The sequence below is a fragment of the Streptomyces melanogenes genome (genome assembly GCF_014649795.1).
Taxonomy (GTDB): domain Bacteria; phylum Actinomycetota; class Actinomycetes; order Streptomycetales; family Streptomycetaceae; genus Streptomyces; species Streptomyces noboritoensis.
In genome coordinates this window covers 25,500-47,919 of record NZ_BMTS01000037.1, presented here as the reverse complement: position 1 = coordinate 47,919, position 22,420 = coordinate 25,500, and the positions used below count along the sequence as shown (strand labels likewise).

Here is a 22,420-nt window from a genome sequence, read left to right as displayed (position 1 = left end):
GAACCTGGGCAGGAACCTCTGGTAGTCGACGTCCGCGCTGTGCGTGGAGTCCCAGTCCCCGCCGGGGCAGGTGTGGACCCCGATACGCTGCCGCTCCTCGGGGGAGAACCGGTCCAGCACCTCGTTGTTCAGGGAGACCCAGTCCCGCAGCAGCCCCCCGTCCGGGTCGAGCTTCAGCGAGACCCGGCCCTCGGTGAAGTCCATCTGCACCTTGTGGGCGCCGCCGTCGAGGCAGCCCCGGATGTCGGCCGCCGCCTCGTCGACCAGGTCGTCGTGGAATGCCTGCCGGGAGTATCCCCTGATGCCCAGAGGGGGGTAGAACATGCTCAGCATGGACGGCGCGATCACCGCCTGCTTCACGGAGAGGTCGGTCATCGACCGGACCGTTCGCAGCAGCTCGCGCGTCTTCCTCAGGTAGTCGCCGCCGTGCGTCTGATAGCGGAAGTCCCCCTCAGTCAGCAGCGGCAGCTGCCGGGTGTGCCCGTCGGCGAACGGCACGACCTGGCCACCCGGGTTCAGATTCAGCCCGGCGACGGGGTAGGTGGCGAAGCTCGGCTTGGTCTGCTCGCCGTCGGTGATCACCGGCGAACCCGTGGCAAGGAACTTCTCGATGGTGTCCCGCAAGGCGAGTTCTCGGTGTTCGTCGAGTTCCCCCTGGGAGATCCTCCCCTCGGCAAAGTCCTTGTTCGCCTGAATGAGATGAACTGGACGGGGAATGCTGCCGATCGGCTCAGTCGGCAGGGAAACCTTTGACGGTCCCTTCCTCACTTCCGCATTCCGGTTCTCCGCAGCTGCCTCGCCGACCAATCCAAGTCCGCCGCCCACAGCAACGGCCCCAGTTGCTGCAGCAGCATAACCGGCGGACTTGAGAAAACCTCGCCGATCGCTGTCGAAACCCGAAGAACGGTTGGCTTTCTTGCCGAACTTACCCACACCGCGCCCCTTTGAGGAGATCCCGGACAATTCCCCCGACAGGCAGGAGAATTACAGCAGGTAACCCTTGGGGCGCCAGCAAGGAACACTTCGGCCGTTACATCTCACCAGATTGTGTAAAGCGAGTCGACAGGGCGTTCCAGTATCGATCGGGCGCGCTGACCCCTGCTTTGCGTAGTGGATGCAAAGGAAGCCCTGGTTCTGGTCGGGCGGGTGTTCGCCTGCGACGGAGCACCCGACCGGCGCAACGGAGCGCGGAACCGATCCGCCGCGCCGTCGTTGAGCACAACACTACGTCCCCCGTAGTCGCCGAAGGGCCCCGCAGACTGGCATGGCCGTGGGGCCCTTCCGGCATGAAAGGGCCATGAGGGAACAAAACATTCCCCATGCCCATATAGTGGTACACGCCTCCGCCGCCGTCCCGCGCCTAGCCTTCGCGCATGACCGACGAACACCTGAGCGGTAACGAGGTCCCGGCCAGGACGGACATCCCGCTGACCGACGGCCAGCGCCACAGGAACGCCGAGATCTCCCGACTCCGGCACTACCGGCCCGACCGGCCGCCGACCGAAGCAGACGCGGCCGCGATCGCCGCCCTCACCACGGATTGGGAGCGCGACGGTCTCGGCTCAATGGAGTGGCCGTAGGCGCGAAGGACGGGATTCCGTGTCGGCCGGTCGCCACGGGCCGCTCGGTCCAGCGTCACCTGGGCCTGGGGCCGCCTGCCAAGGACGCGCGAGGCAATCCGGGTGAATCCGCCCCGGCGGACGGGTGAGTGTCGGACTTGCGCGAACCCGTCACCCGAGATAACCCCACGATGTGATGTTCATTCTTTTCGTCGTATTACCGGCGGAAAAGAGACATCATGAAGCATCCCCCGGGGCTCCTACGAGCCCGGAACCGGAACAGGTTGGCCGCCGGCGCCGCCGTGCTGCTCGCGGCACCTCTCCTGGCAGCCGCGCCCTCGAGCAGCACCGCAGCCGCCCGCGCGGACGGCACGGTGGACGTCACGGTGGTACGGGACGTGGACTCCGACGGGAGTTGGACCCCGGCCCTGGAGGTCGGGGAGAGGGGCATCCCCGTCACGATCACCGACGCGGCGGGCGCCGCCCGCACGGTGGTCACCGGCGATGACGGCAAGGTCCACTTCAATCCCGCCGACCTCGGGCTGACGGGCGGGCGCTACCGGGTCGAGGCGGTCATCCCGAAGGACAAATCATTCCTGCGCCCGGCGCAGGCGGGCGGGCCCGCCCCGTCCCTCTCGTCGCTGGTCGAGTTCGTCGACGTGACCGGGGGCAAGAACGCCTCGGTCGTGACCGGCGTCCACGTCCCCGCCGACTACTGCCAGGCCAACCCGACCCTGGCCACGCCCTGCTACCACCAGGGCGCGCCCGGCGAGGTGGGCACCAAGGCCCTGGTGTCCTGGCCGTACGACCGCACCGGCAACAGCCCGGCACCGGCCGACGAAGCCACCTTCGAGCAGATCGGCGCCACCTACGGCCTCGCCCACAAGCGCGACACCGACCAGCTCTTCGTCGGCGCGCTCACCAAGCGCCTGATGCCGTACGGACCCGCCGGCCCCGGCGGCATCTACGTCGTGGACCGCAAGACCAAGCAGACCTCGCTGTTCGCGACCGTCCCGGACGCCGGGGACGCCAAGCACTCCGCGGACCTCACCCGCGACACCCTGGAGATCAACGACGCGGTCGGCAAGGAGGCCCTGGGCGACCTCGACCTGGCCGACGACGGCCACACCCTGTACGCGGTGGGGCTCAAGGCCAAGAGCCTCTACGTCTACGACACCACCGGCGCCGGACCCGGCAAACCGCCCGCCCAGCCCAGCCAGACCATCCCTGTCCCCGACCCCGGCTGCCCCAGCGGCGCGGACGACTGGCGCCCGTACGGTCTGGGCTTCCACGACGGCGCCCTCTACGTGGGCGGCACGTGCAGCGCCGAGTCGTCGCAGAAGGACGCGGACCTGCGCGCGTATGTGCTGAAACTGAGCGGCACCTCGTTCTCGACCGTCGTCTCCCACGACCTCGCCTTCGAGCGGGGCATGGGCTACTCGTCGGTCAAGGGCGACACCCACTGGCGGCACTGGCTCAGGACCTGGGACCCGCAGGCGTGGTTCCAGCAGGCCAACTTCCCCCAGCCGCTGCTGTCCGACATCGTCTTCGACCGCGACGGCTCGATGATCCTCGGCTTCCGCGACCGGCTCGGCGACCAGGCCGGATACGAAGCCCTGGCACCCGAGGGATCGACCGACACTCCCCAGCGCTCCCTCTTCCCCGCCATGGGCGACATCACCCGGGTGTGCAAGAAGGGCGCCGAGTGGGTGTGGGACAGCGAGGGGCCCGAGTGCCCCAACCACTTCGTCAACGGCAGCGCGCCGCCGCAGCAGGACGGGGTCAAGGAGTACTACTACGACGACTCCACGCTCGGCCAGCTCGCCGAATCGGTCCAGGGCGGCCTCGCCTTCGCGCCCCGCTTCACCAAGACCGTCTCCACCATCGTCGACCCGCTCGACATCTTCACCGGCGGGGTCCGCAAGTTCGACAACACCACGGGCAAGGGCTCGGAGGACTACCAGGTCGACGGCGGCAAAGGCACCTTCGGCAAGGCCAACGGCCTGGGCGACCTGGAACTCCTCTGTGACCAGGCCCCCCTCCAGATCGGCAACCGGGTCTGGTTCGACCGCGACCGCGACGGCATCCAGGGCCCGACCGAGGAGCCCATCCCCGGCGCCACGGTGACACTGCTCGACAAGAGCGGCACCGTGCTCGAGACGACGAAGACCAATGACCGCGGCGAGTACTACTTCCAGGTCAAGCCGCACACCGAATACCAGATCACGTTCGACGCGACCACGGCCGACACCAGCGCCATCCCCGAGAAGCCGGCCCCGAAGGACCTCATCCCCACGGCACCGGGCAAGGGCGACAACCGCTCCATCGACTCCAACCCCGACCCGGCCACCCAGATCGACAAACTGACCACGGGTTCGGCGGGCGACAACGACCACACCCACGACGCCGGCTACTACATCCCGGCGAAGACGGGAACGCTGAGCGTGTACAAGCGCGAAATCTCGACCAACAAGCCGCTGGCGGGCGCGGTGTTCCAGCTGTGGCGCGAGTCCAACGGACAGGCGGGCCTGCAGACCGACGGGGCCGCGCCGGACGCCGTGGTGGACGGTCCGTGCACCACGGGGGCGGACGGCCTGTGCGAGGTGAAGGACCTGCCGCTGGGCACCTACTACTGGCAGGAGACCAAGGCCCCGGACGGCCACGTGCTGCCCGACCCGGCCGTCTTCGGTCCCCTGGAGCTGACCGAGGCCAACGCGGCGGACGGCCTGTGCATCGACGTCGACAACCGTCCCGTACAGGGCGGAGTGAGTGTGTACAAGCGCGACGCCTCGACCGGCAAGCCGCTGTCCGGAGCCGTCTTCCAGCTGTGGCGCGAGTCCAACGGACAGGACGGGCCGCAGACGGGCGGGGACACCCCCGACACCAAGGTCGGTGACCCCTGCACCACAGGCGCCGACGGGCTCTGCCAGGCGAAGGACCTGCCGCTGGGCACCTACTACTGGCAGGAGACCAAGGCTCCCGCGGGCTATGTGCTGCCCAGCCCGGCCGTCTTCGGACCGCTCAAGCTGACGGCCGACAATGCCGCGAGCGGTCTCTGCATCGACGTCGACGACAAACCGGTCCACGGAAAGATCAAGGTCCTCAAGCGGGACGCGCACTCCGGAAAGGCACTCCAGGGCGCGGTGTTCGAACTGTGGCAGGAGACCAACGGCAAGCCCGGGTTGCAGACCGGCGGCACCACCCCGGACACCAAGCACGGTCCGGCGTGCGCCACCGACCCGCGGGGCGTGTGCGCCTTCACCGATCTGCCGCTCGGCGCCTACTACCTGCGCGAGACCGCGGTGCCCGAGGGGTACCGGCTCCCCTCCCAGCCGGTCACCGGCCCGTACACCGTCACGGCCGACAACGCCGGGCACGGGGTCGAGGTCACCCTCAAGAACAAGCGGGGTGAGAACGGAAAGGGCAAGGGCAAGGGGCGGCCACGTCACTGACCCCTTTCCGCCTTCCGTCGAACGTCCGTGCCCCCTGGGGGCATCCGCTTACCGGGGGCACGGACGTCTACCGACCGCGAGATCACAGATCGCGGAGAGCCCGAACGGCTCCGCCCAGCCAGCGGGATACGAGGTCCGATGATCCGCTTGTTCCACATCCAGGCATCGATCCCCCCGCGCTTCGGGGCGGGCGAACAGCGCTGGCATATCCAGGGAAAGGAACCGATGGTGTCAGGAATCAATCGGGCCGGAGCGGCCAGGCGGCTCGGGGTGCTGGTCGGCGCCGTACTCAGCGCCGGGCTGCTGTCCGCTGCGCCCGCCGGGGCGAACCCGCCACCCATGCCCCCCACGGACTGGTTCGTCGAGCAGACGGGGGCTCCCGCCCTGCTGAACGAGACGGACGGAACCGGGACCCTGAACCTGGACTTCGGGGTCAAGCAGATGAACCCGTACACCGGTGTTCCGACGTTCGACGTGCAGATCAACGCACCCCGGGGCGTGGACTTCACCTCGATCACCCAGCCTCAGGTGGGCACTGCGAGTTCATGCCAGTTCACCAAGACGTCCGCCACCTGCCATATCGTGACCATCGGGGACACCAAGTCAGTACAGGTGGGCCTGCGCTACAACGGGGACAACCCGGACTACACCCCGGAGACCCTGCCGGGCGGCATTCTCCTGCCGGGCGGCAAGGCCGTGATCACCACGAACGACTACAGCCCGGGCAACAACCAGGTCGATCTGAGGATCGGCCTGCTCTGTACTTCCTGACTTCCTGGCACCCGGCTCGTAGGGCCCCGCTCGGCAGTCAGCCGGGGCCACGGAGTGGTCCGCCGAATATACCTGGCGCTCCCCTCCGGAGAGAACGGTGATGGTCCCTGCCGCCGCCGGGAGACAGGGGCCATCGCCGTGAAACGGCCCTCAGCGAGGACCGGGAAGGCACGCTATCGCGGCTGCCTCCGCCGACTGCCCAGGCGCGAGCCGGACAGCGGAGGCTCTCCGCCCGCGGCCCTGGTGCCTCGTGGTCGCAGGGCAGTCAGGACGGCCAGGGTACGGTCAGCGTCCGCCCGTCTTTTGCGGGTGCACCACCAAAATCGCCGCGTCGTCCTGCAACCGCCCGCCGGCGTACGAGACGAGATCCCGCGCGACCGTGCGAGCGAGTGCCGCCGGAGCAAGACCGCTCCACCTGCGCAGGCGCTGCGCCAGCGGGTAGAAGTCACCGCTCTGGCCGCGGGTTTCGGTGACGCCGTCGGTGACCAGCACCAGGGACGCCCCGGGCGGAAGCGCGGTGTCCACCGCCTGCCAGCCGGGTTCGTCGATCAGGCCCCCCAGCCCCAGCGGCAGACCGGGCTCGCCGAGGCCGATCTCGAAGGCGCCGAACGCGCCCGACACGAACGGTTCCAGGTGGCCGCAGTTGACATAGGACACCCGGCCCTGCGGGCTGTACTCCACCAGAAGAGCGGTGACGTGCCGTTCTTCCTGGCCGATGTCGAGGGCGTACCTGTTGTACCGGTCGAGCATCGACTCCATGCGTTCGGTCAGGCGGACCAGGTCCGGTTCCTCGTAGCCCACCACCCGGAACGCGCTGAGGACCGCGGAGCCGGCGTTGACGGCCTCCAGGCCCTTGCCCCGTACGTCCCCGATGAGCAGCCGGGTGCCGAACGGCGAGTCGATCACTTCGTAGAGGTCTCCGCCGACCCGTGCGTACTCGTCGGCGGCGAGGTAGATCCCGTACACGTCGACCAGCGCCGTCCGCAGCGGAAGCGGCCGCAGCAGGGCGAGCTGGACCATCTCGGCGGTCGAGCGGGCCCGCTCGAGGCGGGTCTGCCGCTCGGCGTCCCACTGCGCCACGAGTACCCCCAGCAGGCACAGCGAGGATCCGGCGATCACCCCCGCGAAACCCTCGCTCGCCATGGCCTCGCCCGCCACCCGGGTCGCATAGACCGCGGCGATCACGCCCCAGGTCAACGTGGCGAAGAGCACGGTGTCGCGCAGCGACAACAGGAGTGCCGCCAGGACCGGCACCACGCCGGCCATGAGGATCACGTGCACTTCTCGGGGGGTGAGGAGCTCCACGGCCGCCACACACGCCAGCAGCATCAGGAGCGCCGCCACGGTGGTCCAGCGCCGCCTCGGTGTACCCGCCCGTTCCACCGCCTGTGTCCCTTCGTCGGCGCCGCCTCACGCCGCCGGAGCGCTCCCAGAGCCGCTCTTCTCGTCCCGCACGCCTGCGGCCCGTCCGTGTACACACCGCTGTCCGGGCCCCGGTGGCAAACCACCCCACCCCCGCCAGGCGCAGCGACGCCGGGCGGGGGTGCGGAGGAAGCGGCCCGCCGTACCGGGCCTGTGCGGTTGCGTCAGCTGACGCAGACGACCCACACGGTCATCTTGGCGGCGTCGCCTCGGGGAGCCCCCTGCCAGCCGGTCGCCATACCGTTCTCCACGAAGGGGGTCGTGTTCGCGACGGTGGGGCTGCTGCCGACGTCGACGCCACCGCCGGTGGCAACCTTGCCCGCGGGGCAGCATGCGATGCGCAGCTCGCCGTTGGGAACGTTGGTGAAGTCGACCGACACGACCTCGTAGCCAGCGGGGACCGCACGTGGCGCCGGGGTCGAGGGCCCACCGGTGGCGGCATGGGCGGCACCGCCGAATCCGGAGGCCAGGGCCAGCGCCAGCACGCCCGCGCCGAGAACTCGCTTTCCTCGCAACATCAATAGGTCCTTTCGGTTTGGTGGGCTATTCCCGCAGCCCATTGGGAAATATTCATTGCGGCCCGGGCAAGGATTCATGTCGGTGATTCCGTTAATTGCACCTATCGGGCGAGGCTGCACGGGCAAGCGGCGCAGCGGTCGCTCCCCGGCCGGGCCCGGCACTCCGCCCGGCAACGGCGCCGCCTTGCTCCGCACGCGTGGGGAATGCGGTCGAACGGGCGATACCTCGCGGTGTGCGGGACGAATCGCACGGGCCGGGGAAGCCAGCCCTGGTGATGACACGCCAGAAGGGCCGCAGCGCCTTTGTCCTGCCCGTGGTCATGACCTGCGTGCTCGTCACGGGCCCGGGGTCGGCCATGGCCGACCCCGGGCGGGCCGATCCCGGGAAGGGCTACCGGGACGGCGCCTATGTGGTCCGGCTGGCGGACGAGCCGGTGGCCACGCACGACGGGACCCGGGCCCCACGGGGGCAGCGGCTGGACGCGGGCTCCGAGGCCGTACAACGGTACGTCGCCCGGCTGGACCGGCGGCGGGAAGGCGTTCTCGCGGAGCTGTCCGGCACGGGCGGGGCCGCGAAGGCGCCCACCGTGCTCTACTCGTACCACTACGCGCTCAACGGATTCGCCGCGCGGCTGACCGGTCAGCAGGCCGCCCGGCTGGCCTCCCGGCCCGGTGTGCTGTCGGTGACGCGCGACGAGAAGCTCGAACTGACCGGCCGGCCCGCGGCCTCTGCCGGGGCTTCCCCACGGGCTCCGGCCGCCTGGGCCCCTCCCCCGCCCGAGGGCGGTCAGGCGCCCGGCGCGGGCGGCGTGACCGCGTTCGCCGACATGCCCCGCTTCCTGGGTCTGACCGGCGACGGCGGCCTGTGGTCGAAGTTCCCGGGAGGGGCCGAGCGCGCCGGTGAGGGCATGATCCTCGGAGTCATCGACTCCGGCTTCGACCCGGCCAACCCCATGCTCCAGCCGCTGCCCGGTCCCCGCCCCGACGCCGCGGCCATCGCGAGGAAGTGGCGGGGAAACTGCGACGCGGGCGCCGACGTGGACCACCCGGTCGGCTGCAACAACAAAGTGATCGGCGCCGCCTACTTCGACAAGGCGGCCGCGCCCGGCCCGCACGACCGGCCCTCCCCGCTGGACACGGAGGGCCATGGCACCCACACCGCCACCACCGCCGTCGGAAACCACGCGGTCGCGGCGGCCATCGCGCACACCCCCCTGGACGGCAGGCTCTCGGGCATGGCACCCGGCGCCCGGCTGGCCGTCTACAAGGCGTGCTGGGGCGAGGGCAGCTGCTCCCTGGTCGACGTGGTCGCCGCCCTGGACAAGGCCGTGGCCGACGGTGTCGACGCCATCAGCATGTCCATCGGGATTCCGCCGGGCACCCTGGACAACCCGCTGGCCACCGCCCAGTTCAACGCGGCCGCGGCCGGAGTGTTCCTCGTCGCCTCGGCGGGCAACGCCGGGCCGGGCACAGTGATGAACACGCTGCCCTGGGTGACCACGGTGGCCGCCTCCCTGGGCGACACCGGCTACCGCTCGGCCCTCACCCTCGGCGACGGCACCGCTTTCAGCGGGACGGGCGTCGGTCCGGCTGTCCCCTCGGCCCCACTGGCCGATGCCGCCGCTTTGGGTGCGAGGGGCACCGACCCGGCCCAGGCCACCCTCTGCGCCGCGAGAACGCTCGACCGCACGAAGGTCCGGGGCAAGATCGTGATCTGCACGCGGGGGAAGAACGCCCGCGTCGAGAAGAGCGCCGAGGTGAAGCGGGCGGGCGGCGTCGCCATGGTCCTGGCCAACACCGCGGACGCGCAGGAGCTCGTCGCCGAGGGCCACTCGGTGCCCACCGTCCACGTGAACGCCACGGACGGCGCCGCCGTCAAGGCGTACGCCGCCGGTGCCCGCGCCACGGCCCGGCTCGGCGCCGCCCGCAGCGTCCCTCAGCGGGCCCCGGAGGTGGCCGGGTTCTCCTCCTCGGGACCGGACCCCCTCACCGGCGGCGACCTACTCAAACCCGATCTCACGGCGCCGGGTGTGGACATCGCCGCCGGTGTGGTCCCCGGCGGCACGAACGGCGCCTTCACGGGCGGCTTCGGCCTCATGTCGGGTACGTCGATGTCCGCCCCGCACATCGCGGGCCTCGCCCTGCTGCTCCGGGCCCAGCACCCAAACTGGTCCCCCATGGCGGTGAAGTCGGCGCTGATGACCACCGCCTACACCACGGACAACCAGGACCGGCCGATCCAGCGCTCCGGCGCGGACGCCACCCCGCTCGACTACGGCTCCGGCCACGTCCTGGCCGCCGCGGCCCTCGACCCCGGCCTCGTCTACGACTCCACCTCCGCCGACTGGGCCGACTTCATCTGCTCCGGCCCCCGTCCGTCCAGGCCCGCCGGTGCCGACCCGTGCGCTGCCGCGAGCAGGATCGACAGGAGCGATCTCAACTATCCCTCGATCGCGGTCGGTGCCCTGACCGGACGGCAGAGCGTCACCCGTACTGTCACCAACGTGGGGGCCGCCAAGGCGGTCTACAAGGCCGCCGTCCAGGCACCCGCCGGATTCCGGGTGCAGGTGTCACCGGACGTCCTGGAGGTCGAGCCGGGCGCGTCGGCCCGGTACACCGTGGCCTTCACCCAGACCGACGCGGTGTACGGCTCCTGGAGCTTCGGCTCGGTGACCTGGAGCGACGCGCACGGCCGCCACCACGTGCGCAGCCCCCTGGCCGTACAGGCGCGCCAGTTGTCCGTGCCCGGCGAGGTCAAGGGCGTCGGAACCGACGGCTCGGTGGCGCTGACGGCGCAGGTCGGGTGGGAGGGCGAGCTCCGCACCCGATTGCGGGGCCTGTACCCCGACACCGCCACCATGGGCCGGCTCACCGGCACCAACTACGACTTCCGTCCCGGCACGCCCGCCGAGGGCCCGGCGACGGCGAAGCTGAGCGTCCATGTGCCCCAGGGCACCCAGCTGGCACGCCTGGCCCTGCTGGCAGAGGAGTCCCGGGAGGGGCAGGACATCGACCTGTACGTGTACCGAAGCGGCAAGCCCGTCGCTTCCAGCCGGTCGGCCGGCTCCGGTGAGTCCGTCGTCCTCACCGAGCCCGGGGACTACGACGTGTACCTGAACCAGTGGGGCGCGCTGGACCCGTCGGCCGCCCTGCCGTTCACCCTCCACACCTGGCTGGTGGGCCCGGACGAAACCACCGCCGCGGCCACCGTGACCCCCTCGTCCCACTACGTGGCCGCGGGCGACCGGACCGACATCACCGTGGCCTGGAGGAGGCTCCAGCCGCGGCGGTGCTACTTCGGCGTGATCGACTACAGCGAGGGCGCCGCCGAGGGCGCGGGCCGCACCCTCCTGACGGTGTGTCCATGGCGTGGAACAGCGTGAGGGGGCCGCGGCGGATCAGGCACGCACCAGCGGGTGGTCGGCGGGCAGGACGTAGCCCACCGCCGACGCGCGGTGTTCGATGAAGGCGCGCATCGCATCGCTCTCGCTCAGGCGCTGCTGCACGCGGGTGAAGAGGGCGGGGTCACGCATGTAGGCGAGGAAGAGCAGGCCCCGGTCACCGGGCCCGTTGTCGTACGAGTAGCCGCGGCGCAGCATGCGGGCTCCGCCGTCGAGGCGGGAGTGGGCCACCCGCACATGGGCGTCGGCGGGGATGACGTACCGGCCCTCGGGTGTCTTGGCGTAGAGGTCCACGGTGTCGTGCTCGTGATGGCCGGTCAGGGGGGCGCCGGTGGCGCGGCGGCGTCCGATGACCTGTTCCTGGCGCCCGAGCGGCAGTGCGGTGAAGTCCGGAACGTTCATGTGGATGCGGCGGTAGACGAGATAGGTGCTGTCGTCGGGGTTCCACACCCAGCGGCCCAGCTCCCCGTGTGCCGGGTTCTCCGTGCCGTCCTTGAAGCCGAAGAGGTTGCGGGGCGTCTCGCCGGGCGTGTGCCCGGGCAGGAAGCCGCGCTCGCTCCAGCGGGGGCGCAAGGCGCCCACCGCGAGGGGGCCGAGCCGGTCGGCGGCGCGCCCGAGCGCGTCGGGGTCGTCCGCGCACAGCTGCACCAGGACGTCCCCGCCGCCGCGCCGCGCATCGAGCCGCTCGCCCGGGAAGGGCGGGACGGCCCGCAGTGCGGCCGGGGCGGGCAGACCGAGTGCGGGCAGCAGACCGGGCCCGGCCGCGAGGGTGAGAGTGGCTCCGCCCGGGAGGCGGATCCCCAACCAGGCCATCAGCGCGCGGCGCAGGTGCGCGGCACCGGCACGGTTACGCAAGCCCTCGGCGAGGTCGTAGGCCGCCACCAGGGCGTGGCGCGGCGGGGGGTCGTCGACGCCGGGCCTGCGGGCGGCCGGGCGGGGCGCGGCCTTGGGGTCGGGGTGTTCGCGGTCGGCGCCCTGCGGGGGGAGGGCGGGTCTGGCGCAGGCTCCGGCGGCGCCCGCGGCCAGGGCGGCGAGCACGGCGCGGCGACCGGGCACGGGCCCGCCGGAGGGGGGTGTGGCCGTCACCGGTACTCCAAGTTCCTCGCGCGGCGATCGCCCCGCGGACCGGCACATGTGCAGGGGGCGGCCAGCCTGAGCCGTGGCGACGGCCCCGACGGTACACCTTGCCGCCATGCGAACTCTTGCCGCGAAACGCCGCGAACGGCGCGTACCCATCGGATCGTTGGGCCGGGTGTGCCTGGCCGCAGGGCTCCTGGCCGCGCTGGCCGGATGCGGCGGTGGCGGCTCGGACGACCGTCCGGGGCCCAGCGGTCCACCGGCCGTGCTGCGCGTCCCCGAGCAGTACGGGACCATTCAGAAGGCCGTGGATGTCGCCCGATCGGGCGACATGGTGCTGGTCTCTTCGGGTGTTTACCGCGAGAGCGTCCAACTGCGCACCCCCCGCGTCGTCCTGCGGGGCGCCGACCGGAACACGGTCGTGGTGGACGGCGAGTTCAAGCGGTCCAACGGCATCACGGTGACCGGCGCCGCGTCGGTGGTGGAGAACCTGACGGTGCGCAACAACCTCGCCAACGGGGTGCTGTTCACCGGCGTCACCGACAAGACCCTGCAGGGCGCGGGGGCGGGCGGCTCCGGCTACAACCCCCTGGACACCGCCAAGTTCCCCGCTCTGCGCGGCTTCCGCGCCTCCTACGTCACCGCGTACGACAACGCCTTGTACGGAATCTACGCCTTCGACGCACGCGACGGGGTCATCGAGCACTCCTACGGCTCCGGCCAGGCCGACTCCGGGATCTACGTGGGCCAGTGCGACCCGTGCAACACGCTGGTCGCGCACAACACCACCGAGCACAACGCGGTCGGCATCGAGGTGACCAACGCCTCGCGGGGGCTGTACTTCCTCGGCAACACCGTGCGCCGCAACCGGGTCGGGATGACGGTCCAGTCCAACAACCTGGAGGCGCTGGGGCCGCAGCACCAAGCCGTGATCGCCGCCAACCTGATCGCCGACAACAACGAGGCCCGCAGCCCCGAGCAGGCCGACGGCGGCTTCGGTCTCGGGGTCGGCATCGGCGGAGGGACGAACAACCTCTTCGAGCGCAACCGCGTCCAGGGCAACAGCCGGGCCGCATTCGTCCTCCAGGATGAGCAGGGCTACCCCGTGCAGGGCAATGTGATCCGCTCCAACATCCTGGAGGACGGTCAGCTCGGCCTCGTCGTCCAGGCGGCGCGCACCGGCGGCAACTGCTTCACCGGCAACGGCGACTCCGTCCCCACCAGCCCCGACAGGCTCCCCTCCGCCCTCACCACCTGCCCGGGCGGCGACACGGCCCTGGCCTCGCCCGGACAGCCGCGCGCGGTCCCCGTCCCGCCGGGCGTCTCCTTCCGGGACGTGCCCGCTCCCCCGGCCCAGCCCGGCCTGCCGAACGCGCCGCACGCCCCCGCACGCCCGGCCGTCGGGCTCCCGGGCCGGGTGGACCCGGCCCGCTACCCGCTCCCCTGACCCCCGAGCGGGTCAGGTGCGCGCCGCTCCGGGCGCCCGGGGCGCACCGGGCATCAGGCCCTGCCAGGGCTTTTGGGGCAGCTTCCACTTCGTGTCGCTGTCCTTGAAGTCCACCCGGGCGGGGCGCGGCAGCGACGCGAGCCGGACCTCAAGGCGGCCGAGCCGGTCCTGGCCGTCCAGCCAGTACGTCAGGGGCGACGTGGCGGGGCGGTCGGGCGCCGGGGAAGCACCCTTCCGGCCGCCCCTCGTGCCGCCGTCCTTGTCGCGCTGCGGCCGGGGTCCCGTGAACAGGGTGTACGTCACGCCGCCTTCGGTGCGCTGTCCCAGCCGTCGCGCCCCGCCCTGCGCCAGCAGCTGGGCGTTGTCCGGACGGTCCTGGCCCAGGACCATCATCACGTGCAGCACGACGTCCAGCGGGTCGCTCGAATACGCCCGGGGGGACCAGTCCCTGGAGGACAGACGCTCCGCCGCGCGCAGCGCCCCGCTCCCCCGCACGGCCGCGGCCCCCTTCACCGCCGGCCCGACGGCCACGGCGAGGCCGGTGGCGTCCCAGGCGAGCATGCCGTGCTGCGCGGGTCCCGCCCCGCTGGTGGCGTAGCCCCCCACGGCACGGTGGGCCCGGTAGTCCACCACCCCGTCGACGACCGTGTCGCCCGTGCCGCCGGGCACGCTCACCTCGACTCTCGTCGGACCGGCTTCGTACGCGTGGAAGCGGACCGCGGCCAGCCGCTCGGCCTCCTCCAGGGTCACCGGCCGTGAGTCCTCCCCTCCCCCGGTCAGCGCCGCCGTCCCCGCGACGGCGGCGAGCAGAGCCATGGTCACCGCGGCCAGACCCGCCTTCGTACGGGGTACGAGGCGGCGGACACGGGTCTTCTCGAACATCGTGGACATGCCTTTCATGGACGGGTGTACCTGCACGTGCCTGCGGGCGCGCGGCGGCGGGCGGCGGGCCCTGGAAGAGAGCCCACCGCCCGCCGTCGGTGTTCGGTCCTGCCTTACCGCTGTGCTGCCCTACTGCTCGGCCCGGCGGCGGTACCACAGGGCCGCGGCGCCGATGACCGCCAGGGCCGCGCCCGCGGCGATGGCGGGGTCGGCCACCGGGACCGTCTTGGTGTTGACGACGGTCACGGAGACCATGGGGGTCGCCATCATGGTGACGTCGTCGCGGGCCTTCAGAAAGGCGTGCCCGGCGGGCAGGCCGTCCTCGGGGAGGCAGGACCAGGTGCGGTCCGCACCCACGACGGCGTGGCAGAGCACGTCACCGTTGGCCCTCGAGACGGTCACCTGGTGGTGGGCCTGGCCGGTGCCGCTGACCGGACCGTTGTGCGGGACCGCACGGTCGAGGCTCAGGGCGGCGTGGTTCCCGCCGTCGTTGGCCATGGCCGGTGCGGCGACGCCCGCCACGGCGGCGACGGCGATGCCTGCGGTGGCCAGCGACCGGGCGGCCAGCGAGCGGCCACGTCTACCGTTCGCGCTGGGGGAGGAAGGAGTACGTGACATTGATGTGGGGGGTTCCTTTCTGAGGGGGCTGGTGCGAGCGCGGTGGGTCCCCGCGCCCCGGAAGGGGCGCGGGGAGCGCGGCCGGCCGGAGCCGGCCGTCGGCTGGTCCACCGCACTACCAGTGGAGTGTTCGGCTACTCGCCGGCCTCGACCTTGGCCATGGGCGCGCGGTGGCGCTCGTGGAGGTGCCGTGCCCGGAGAGCGGGCTTCAGCTCCAGGGGCCCGAAGACCGCCGGGTTCGGCAGGTCGTACCCGGCCGGAGCCTTGGTCTCCTGCCAGTAGTAGGTGCCCATCGGCTGGCCCGAGATCTTGGCGATGCCGTCGGGGCCGGTGACGATCGTCCCGCTGACCGTGGTGTCGGCGTTGATGCCGGTCATCTGCAGGCCGTCCGTGCCATTGGTCTCGCGCCACAGCTGGAACTCGGCGCCGGGCAGCGGCTTGCCGTCCTGGTCGACCTTGACGACCTGCACCTCACCGAGGACCGGCGGCGGGGTGACCGGCTCGTCCTTGACGGTCACGGTCACACCGTCGCGGAAGTTGGCGTTGGTCAGGTCCAGGGGCCCGAAGACCGCGGGGTTCGGCAGGTCGTACCCGGCCGGAGCCTTGGTCTCCTGCCAGTAGTACGAACCGAGCGCCTGCTGCGTGATCTTGGCGGCGCCGTTGCCGTCGGTGGTCACGGGCTGGTCGATCTTGGTGTCGGGGGTGGCGCCGTCCGTCTGGAGGCCGGACTGGTTGTTGCTCTCCATCCACAGCTGGAACTCGGCACCCGCGATGGGCTGACCCGTCTTGGCGTCGACCTTCAGTACCCGCACCTCGCCGTTCGGCTTGGTGAAGCCGAAGTCGTAGGTGTGGTTGTCCTGGCCCGCGGTCCCGGTGGTGAAGCTGTACTCCGGGAACTGCCCGCCGGACGGGACGATGCCGTTGCTGTCGATGTAGCGGTTGCCACCGGCGTCGTTCTGGGTGGCGGTCCAGCCGTTGAGCGGGCCGCCCGCCGCGTAGTCCGCCGGGTTGTCCAGCTTGATCGTGTACTTGGTCTCGGTCTTCAGGCCGTCGGTGATGCTGTCGAAGTAGTACTCGCCGCGGCTGGTGGTCTTGGTGGTGGCGACCAGCTTGCCGCTCTCGTCGTACAGGTTGACCGTCACCCCGCCGACCGGGTTCTCGGTCGGGTCCTGGATACCGTTCTTGTTGTTGTCGTACCAGACGCGGTTGCCGATCTGGATCGGTGCCTCGTCACACATCACTTCGATGTCGGCCATCGAGCTGGCCTTGCCGAAGCTGGTCGACTCCGCCAAGCCCTTCTGGTTGGGCGCGCCGCCCAGCGGGGTCTGGCCGCCGTCGCGCCTGGCCCAGGCCGTGCCGTTGGTGAAGATCTGGGCGGCCGGGTCGACGGCGGACGAAGCGATGGTGTCCTCGACCTTGGACAGCGCCGCACCGCCGTAGAAGCCGTTGCCGTGCTCCCAGTAGGTGCGGGTGTCGTAGAACCCGTACTGGGTGCTGGCCGGGTTCGGGTTGGTCGGCAGCGTGAAGCCGCAGCCGCCGTTCTCGGCCATGACGAAGTTGCCGTTCGCGTCCGGGCAGGCCTTGCTCAGCGAACCGCCAGGCGCCGGGCGCAGGCCGCCACCGACACCCGAGGTGTCGTTGTTCGCGATGTCTCCGCCCATGTCGGCCAGCCGGTCACGGAAGCCCAGGACCAGCGAGCCATCCGTCTCCACGATGATGTCCGACAGGATCGGCATGGGGTTGGCGTAGAAGCCGAAGCCGCAGGACTTGCCGTCCTGCGTCTTGGGAATCGTGTCGTTCCAGGGGTACCAGCTGCCGCCCGTGCAGGGAGCCGCCGACTGGAAGGTGTTCGCGCGCGGAAAGTCCAGCTTCTGGTCCAGGATCACGGAACCGAAAGCGCCCGCCTTGGGGTCGAAGGTGCGCACCACGGCCCGCATGTCGGACTTTTTCTGGGTGGACTGACCCGAGCAGACACCGCCGACGTAGACGGTGCCGTCCTGCACGCCAAGCCCGTACGGGCGCCAGTCGTCCGCCGACGGACAGCCCGGGTCGGGAATGGCGTACGACGCCTTCGGGGCGGCCGCAGTCTTCTGCGTGGCGTCGTAGACGTACAGCTTCTTGTCGTTCAGGTTGACGACGTAAAGCTCCTTGCCGTCCTCGGAGACCTCCACATCGCCCAGCGACTCCTTGCCCACCGCGGGCATGAAGGTGTTGTCCTGGGTGGGGATCGCCATGTTGTGCTCGGTGGTCCCCGCGTTGGGCACGGTGGTGAACAGCGACGTCGCACCGGTCGCGCGGTCGGTCAGGTAGATGCCGCCCTGCTTGCCCGGACCGTAGTTCGACCCGCGGAACGCCATCGCCCCGCTGAAGATCCACTTCTTCTGCTTGCTGTAGCCGATGCCGTACAGCGCGCCGGTGTCGGTCTTGTCCGCCAGCGGCGTGATGCCGGTGGTCATGTCCGTACCACGCTGGTTGTACGCGAAGGTCCGCAGCGTGTTGGTGGCGTTGTTGGTGCCGCCCTGGATGTCGTTGCGGATGCACGCCGTCACCAGCGGCGCGTTCTTCTGGCAGTAGTCGGCCGGGTTCCAGAAGCCCGTCGTCATCTCGACGTTGTTGCCGCCCGAGACGTCGACGAACTCCTCAGCACTGGTGAGAGAGGTCGGGTTGGCGGCCAGCAGGCCCTGGCGCGAGGCGAACGCCGGGTACAGCACGCCCGGCTTGGGGTTGAGCACCTCGACGCGGTACCTGCTGCCCGTCAGGCCGCTGCTGGCCGGGTTGAAGGTGAACGTGCCGTCGGCACCGGTCTGGCCCGTGATGGTGTTCCCGGCGTCGTCGGTCAGCTTCACCTGCACGCTGTTCATGCCCGGCTCCAGGACCTGGTCCCAGGTGCCGTTGGCGTTCACCTCGCGGATGACGCGCACCTTCACGGTGCCGTCGCCAGGGGCCGACTTGTCGTGCGTAGCCGCGAAGGCCGGGGTGAGGCCGGCCGTGATGGTCGCGAGCGTGAGTGCCGTCACCGATGCCGTACGAGCCGCTGACCTCAGTCGGCTGGGCGACACGTCTTCACCGTTGGTAGGGTTGCTACCCAATCTGATCATCGCTCCTTTCCGCGCGCCTACCGTCTACTTGCGGTCGGCAACAGGAAGTGACACACGGCAGGGGGCGCTCGAGGCCCCAGGCGCGCCGGTGGGTACAGAGGATGGCGCCTGCCGCTACACCCTGATGGAGCAGACCGCACCGCAACGCCGAACCGTCCAGCTGAGTGACCGTCAGCCGGGCGACCGGGGAGGCGTCGAGCGCGCCCGGGCGGGGAACGGCCGGGCGCGTCGACTACGAGCTGACGAGTCGTTATAAAGCTCCCAGGAGTGGGAACGCCCATGGGCCCCTGCCCCGCAGGTCCCCCCTCCACAGGAGAGTTGGCGTGATGCCCCTTCGCCGCCTGATGGCCGCCGTCCTGAGCGCGCTGGCCCTGACCCTGCTCATTTCCGCGGCGCCGGCCCGTGCGGCGATCGCCGCGCAGTGGAAGCGCTCCCTGCTCGTCTACCACGACGACAGCCGGACCGACGCCCAGTGGCAGAAGCACCTCATGCGTGTCGGGCCGAACGGCGGCTTCAGCGGCCAGTGGCTCTTCGACGCGGCGGTGATCACCGCCGTCGACTACCACGGCAAGGACCTGATGTACGGCAGGTTCACCGGTGACGAGCTCGCCGGAATCCTCGACACCGCCTTCGCCGACGCCGCCCGCCTGGACTCCGCCGCCATCGCCCTGACCAAAGCCCACGGTGCGCCGCCCGCGCCCCTGCAGGTGTCGATCACCCTCCCCTGGCTCGACCCGGGCAACCACAGCCTCAAACTGCCGGGCCGTTCCGGCACGCTGGACCTGGGAGTGCAGAGCCAGCGCGTCCAGGCCGCCGACTGGTACCTGGACCAGGTCAAGTCCCGCGCGCAGGCCGCCCACTGGCAGCGTCTGACGCTGTTCGGCGCCTACTACCACCGCGAGGAACTCATCGATGCGACCGGCGACACCACCTTCGCCAAGCAGCTGAACGCGGACGCGCACAGCCGGGGGATGAAGACCGTCTGGGTACCCGTCTACGGCACCCCGCACGCCTGGGACGCCGCGTCGTACGGCTTCGACGTCGTCAACGTCCAGCCGGGGCAGGTGTTCCGGTCGCCCCAGTACGGCGGCGAGGCCAACGGCGGCCGGCTGTACGCGGTGGGCACGGAGGCCGTCAAGCGCTCGCAGTCGTTCGAGTACGAGGCCAGCACGGCGGGCGAGACCCAGCTGGAGACCTGGGCCTCGCGCCAGTACCTGGCGGTGGCCCACGACACCGGCGCGGACGCGTACCCGCAGGTGTTCTTCACCGGTCTCCAGGACGACATGTTCGACCTGATCACCACCCAGACCGCCGCGGCCGGCGACCGCTGGTGGTGCTACCAGGACCTCGCCGACTATCTGGCCGGCCAGACCATCGCGAACCTGGAGATCGGGCTGCCGTGGCCGGTCCAGGACCAGCCGAACGGCACCCGCGTAGTGCAGTGGACCCCGCCCGCGCCGATCGACCTGTGGGCACTGCGCATGGACTTCAAGGACCGGGACTCCGCCCAGCCGTGGCGCGGCCGCCTCACCGTCAGGGTCGACGGCCCGGGGGGCACCCGCACCTCCTTCGGCCAGCGCACCGGCTCGGCCGAGATGCCGCCCTACCAGCAGGTCGGTGTCCCCCTGGCCCTCTCCCCGGCCGGAGACAGCACCGTCTCCCGGCTGACCATCACCCTCACCCGCGAGCCGGGCAGCGACTGGCCCAACATCACGCGCCTCGTCGCGGCCCGCTACATCGTTCCCCTGATCGGCAACGGCGTCACCGAAGAGCCGTCCACCAGCAGCTACACGGTGCAGCAGGGTCCGTACGCCGACACCGCCTCAACCCATCTGGGCTTCACCAAAGGAAAGTTGACGGATGGTCAGATCTCGGCCAACGGGAACTGGAACTGGCCGGGTGCGCTGGGGTGGAACTTCTACAGCGGCCTGTTCACCGTGACCGTCGACCTCGGTCAGCAGCGCGCCGTCTCCGAAGTGGCCCTGATCGCCCACTACGACCAGACGGCGGGCATCGGATGGCCCATCAGCCCAGTCGCCCTGGTGGGCGTAGCCGCGCCCGCCCGCAAGGCCGGACTCGACTCTCTGACGGAGAAGGCCGCGGGCACGTCCGGAGCGTCCCTGCGCACGGCCTACTCGGTACCGGGCCAGCCCTTCCAGCAGGCGGGAACGGTCTCCATGAAGCTCGCGGGCGTCACCGGGCGCTACGTCACGGTGGTGAGCCACTGCGTCGGCTGGTGCCTGCTCGACGAAGTCCAGGTCAAGGACTCCGGTGGCCAGATCCGCTCCACGGGCAAGCCGTACACCATCACTCCCCAGCCGTCGGTGAACCAGGGCCAGCAGACCGCCTACGGCGACAACTCCGAGCGGCTCACCAACAACGCCGTCACCCCGGAGTTCCAGCCTCAGTTCGGCCAGCTGCTCGACGGTATCCCCACCGCCACCGGCGGCACGGCCGAGGTCACCTGGGCCGTGCCGCGGACGGTACGGGCGGCCACCATCTGGTTCACCAGGCAGAACCAGGCCTACGGGGTCACCCTGCCGGTCTCTCCCGCCCTTATGTGGCGCGACCAGAACGGCGTGTGGAGCCAGCAGCGACCCGTCACCGTCCTCGCGGACGGCGCCTCACCCCATGCCACGCTGCCCCTTCCCGGGGGATCCCAGGTGACCGGCGTCAGAGCGGTTCTGCCGCCGATCCCCGGGTCCAACGGCTGGTACATGGTCAGCGAGATCACGGCTCGCTGAAGCGGAGGGCTCAGCGGTCCGGACGCCGATCACGCGGTCCGGACGGCCAGCCTCATGCGGGGCGAGGTCCAGAAGTAGCTGTTCGAGAACGGCTCCGCATGAGTGAAGAAGCGGGCCCGGCCGTCTTCCAGCACAGTGCCGGGCGGCGTCTCCCGCGGAACCCTGATGTTCACCTGCCACTGCTGGAGCGTGTACTCCTGAATCGACCTCGGGTCGTCGGAGTAGCAGACCAGGGCGGTGTCGCCCTCGGTCAGCTCGCAGCGGTGCCAGGGCCCGGGCGCGTCGCCCAACGGCGTCAGCGCGGCGTCGGCGAACGTCGTGCCCCTCGGGGCGTACAGGTTCATCTGCCAGTCCTTGGTGACCGGCGGGAAGCCCCCGATGTTCCAGATCCCGAAGCGCACCGGACCGGAGGTCCCCGGCGCGATGACGGCGGGCCTGGTGTGAGCGGCGACCGCCGAGACCGGCTGCGCGCCTCCGTAGAGCGGTGGATCCGCGGCGAGTGCCGGAGCGGCCAGGGCCAGCACACCCGTCGCCGCCAGGGCCGCGGCTCCCCGCCGCCACGCCCGCCGGGAGCGGTTCTCCACTCCCCCACCGCCTTCCCTGCTCCCTGCCTCTGCTGCCGTTGCAGGAACCGCCCGCCGCGCACTCATCATGGTCCGCGCCTTCCGTGTCTGACCGGGCCCCAAAGGGCGGGCACCATGGCGGTGCCCGGCGGACATTGAGCTCCGCCGCACCGGCCCCTCGCCGCCCCACGCGCCGAGCAGTGCGAAAAACCACCTGATCAGCTCATGCGTCCCCGAGCACGGGTCTGGTCGCCCACCGCGTCAGGTAAGCGGGCGACCAGACCGTGTGCACCGCGACACTCTGTCGCTGATGTGCTTAACGACGGACCACAGGCGAAGGTTTCAGCCTGCTCGCTCACCACTGTGCGCCGTGCCCGTCCCGTTCCGGTGATTCCGACGGCACGCCCTGTACGAGGCGTGCCTTCTCCCCCGCTCCGCCGTTGATACGGGCATGAACGTATATCGCGTGTTCAGCACCGCAGTTGCAGGTACAGCGTTGATCGCGGCCGTCGCACCCGCCGCCCAGGCGGTCGACCTCGAAGGCGCCCTCGGCAACACCACCCATGCGCTGCCCGTTCCAAGCGCGCCGAACGGGCAGACGACCGAAGGCCTCGGCGAGCAGGGTCTGCACAAGGGTCTGCACAAGAGGATCGACATGGTGCATGACACCTTGGCCAAGGGTGCAGGCCTCGTGGGAAGCAACGGCCTGCTCAAGTAACGTTCCTTCGCCCGGCCCCCAGGACACCTGGGGGCCGGGCGTTTCTGTGCCATGGCGCGAACAGCACCCCAGGGCATCGGCCGGGGGAAGTGGGGTGGGCTATCACGGCGTGATAGCCCACCCCACTTCCCCCGGCCGTACTCCCCCGGT

The 22,420-nt window shown here is 70.8% G+C and carries 15 protein-coding genes; 7 read left to right on the top strand and 8 right to left on the bottom strand.

Annotated features, from left to right (window positions below):
- The coding region (locus IE252_RS39335) for a uroporphyrinogen decarboxylase/cobalamine-independent methonine synthase family protein (RefSeq protein WP_308434604.1) at positions 1–768 on the bottom strand (768 nt) is incomplete at its 3' end.
- 605 nt (positions 769–1,373) lie between these two features.
- Here IE252_RS39335 and IE252_RS39330 point away from each other — a divergent pair.
- The 3 genes from IE252_RS39330 to IE252_RS39320 all read left to right on the top strand — a co-directional run bounded on the left by IE252_RS39330 (position 1,374) and on the right by IE252_RS39320 (position 5,782).
- Entirely contained in the window at positions 1,374–1,580 is a 207-nt protein-coding gene (locus IE252_RS39330; RefSeq protein ID WP_190094302.1) for a hypothetical protein, read from the top strand.
- A gap of 218 nt (positions 1,581–1,798) precedes the next feature.
- Positions 1,799–5,011: an MSCRAMM family protein gene (locus IE252_RS39325; RefSeq protein ID WP_190094301.1), complete on the top strand. Its 3,213-nt coding sequence runs from the start codon at positions 1,799–1,801 to the stop codon at positions 5,009–5,011.
- Between the two features lie 228 nt (positions 5,012–5,239).
- Positions 5,240–5,782 (top strand): hypothetical protein, encoded by a 543-nt coding sequence (locus IE252_RS39320; RefSeq protein ID WP_190094300.1) that lies wholly within the window; start codon positions 5,240–5,242, stop codon positions 5,780–5,782.
- Positions 5,783–6,067: 285 nt separating this feature from the next.
- Here the strand turns inward: IE252_RS39320 and IE252_RS39315 are convergent, their stop codons facing one another.
- Both IE252_RS39315 and IE252_RS39310 read right to left on the bottom strand, forming a co-directional pair.
- Positions 6,068–7,165, bottom strand: coding sequence for a PP2C family protein-serine/threonine phosphatase (locus tag IE252_RS39315; protein WP_190094299.1), 1,098 nt, complete (start codon positions 7,163–7,165; stop codon positions 6,068–6,070).
- 203 nt (positions 7,166–7,368) lie between these two features.
- On the bottom strand, positions 7,369–7,722 hold the full coding sequence (locus IE252_RS39310; protein ID WP_190094298.1) for a hypothetical protein: 354 nt from the start codon (positions 7,720–7,722) through the stop codon (positions 7,369–7,371).
- A gap of 275 nt (positions 7,723–7,997) precedes the next feature.
- Here IE252_RS39310 and IE252_RS39305 point away from each other — a divergent pair, with 275 nt between their 5' ends.
- Positions 7,998–11,105: a S8 family serine peptidase gene (locus IE252_RS39305; RefSeq protein ID WP_190094297.1), complete on the top strand. Its 3,108-nt coding sequence runs from the start codon at positions 7,998–8,000 to the stop codon at positions 11,103–11,105.
- A gap of 15 nt (positions 11,106–11,120) precedes the next feature.
- On the opposite strand, the gene IE252_RS39300 is transcribed toward IE252_RS39305, so the two are convergent.
- Positions 11,121–12,209: a Dyp-type peroxidase gene (locus tag IE252_RS39300; protein WP_229849097.1), complete on the bottom strand. Its 1,089-nt coding sequence runs from the start codon at positions 12,207–12,209 to the stop codon at positions 11,121–11,123.
- A gap of 106 nt (positions 12,210–12,315) precedes the next feature.
- Between IE252_RS39300 and IE252_RS39295 the strand changes: the two genes are divergently transcribed.
- Positions 12,316–13,647: a right-handed parallel beta-helix repeat-containing protein gene (locus IE252_RS39295; RefSeq protein WP_190094296.1), complete on the top strand. Its 1,332-nt coding sequence runs from the start codon at positions 12,316–12,318 to the stop codon at positions 13,645–13,647.
- A gap of 12 nt (positions 13,648–13,659) precedes the next feature.
- On the opposite strand, the gene IE252_RS39290 is transcribed toward IE252_RS39295, so the two are convergent.
- The 3 genes from IE252_RS39290 to IE252_RS39280 form a co-directional block, all read right to left on the bottom strand.
- Entirely contained in the window at positions 13,660–14,538 is an 879-nt protein-coding gene (locus IE252_RS39290) for a hypothetical protein (protein WP_190094295.1), read from the bottom strand.
- A gap of 120 nt (positions 14,539–14,658) precedes the next feature.
- The gene (locus IE252_RS39285) at positions 14,659–15,147 is read right to left on the bottom strand and encodes a hypothetical protein (RefSeq protein ID WP_190094294.1); all 489 of its coding nucleotides are present in this window, start codon (positions 15,145–15,147) and stop codon (positions 14,659–14,661) included.
- Between the two features lie 134 nt (positions 15,148–15,281).
- Positions 15,282–18,164 (bottom strand): MSCRAMM family protein, encoded by a 2,883-nt coding sequence (locus IE252_RS39280; RefSeq protein WP_229849096.1) that lies wholly within the window; start codon positions 18,162–18,164, stop codon positions 15,282–15,284.
- Positions 18,165–18,571: 407 nt separating this feature from the next.
- Here IE252_RS39280 and IE252_RS39275 point away from each other — a divergent pair, with 407 nt between their 5' ends.
- Positions 18,572–20,989 carry a DUF4855 domain-containing protein gene (locus tag IE252_RS39275; protein WP_190094292.1) on the top strand — a complete coding sequence of 806 codons (2,418 nt, stop codon included), beginning with the start codon at positions 18,572–18,574 and terminating at the stop codon, positions 20,987–20,989.
- Positions 20,990–21,018: 29 nt separating this feature from the next.
- Here IE252_RS39275 and IE252_RS39270 read toward each other — a convergent pair whose 3' ends face one another.
- Positions 21,019–21,573, bottom strand: coding sequence for a hypothetical protein (locus tag IE252_RS39270; RefSeq protein ID WP_190094291.1), 555 nt, complete (start codon positions 21,571–21,573; stop codon positions 21,019–21,021).
- Between the two features lie 445 nt (positions 21,574–22,018).
- Between IE252_RS39270 and IE252_RS39265 the strand changes: the two genes are divergently transcribed.
- The gene (locus IE252_RS39265) at positions 22,019–22,270 is read left to right on the top strand and encodes a hypothetical protein (protein ID WP_190094290.1); all 252 of its coding nucleotides are present in this window, start codon (positions 22,019–22,021) and stop codon (positions 22,268–22,270) included.
- Positions 22,271–22,420 lie beyond the last annotated feature (150 nt).